We start from the raw sequence: 314 nt of genomic DNA, 5'->3' as shown, positions 1-314 counted from the left end.
ATGCACAGTGTTGATAACTGCTGATTTCAATCCACTGAAACTGAAATCATACGACTCAGGTTCTAGCCATGCACGAGGCAAATCGATTGTCGGTTCCCCTTCATGTGCAAGGCGATCAATGTGAGGACCACCTGGATATGGCATGGATAATGTTCGAGCTACTTTATCATATGCCTCTCCAGCTGCATCATCTCTTGTTTCACCAATCACTTCGAATGAACCATGTTCTTTCATATAACCAAGCTCCGTATGTCCACCAGATACAACAAGTGATAGTAGTGGGAATTGAACTTCTTTTACTAAACGGTTCGCAT

1 pseudogene is annotated in these 314 nt (G+C 43.0%); it reads right to left on the bottom strand.

Going from position 1 to position 314, the window contains the following annotated elements:
* A pseudogene (locus ACSG5Z_RS30145) lies at nt 1–314 on the bottom strand (tRNA (adenosine(37)-N6)-threonylcarbamoyltransferase complex transferase subunit TsaD); the annotation flags it as partial.

This window comes from Bacillus pretiosus, assembly GCF_051294775.1.
GTDB lineage: Bacteria > Bacillota > Bacilli > Bacillales > Bacillaceae_G > Bacillus_A > Bacillus_A wiedmannii.
The sequence above is the reverse complement of the archived record's forward strand: the minus strand, read 5'-3'. Positions and strand labels throughout refer to the sequence as shown.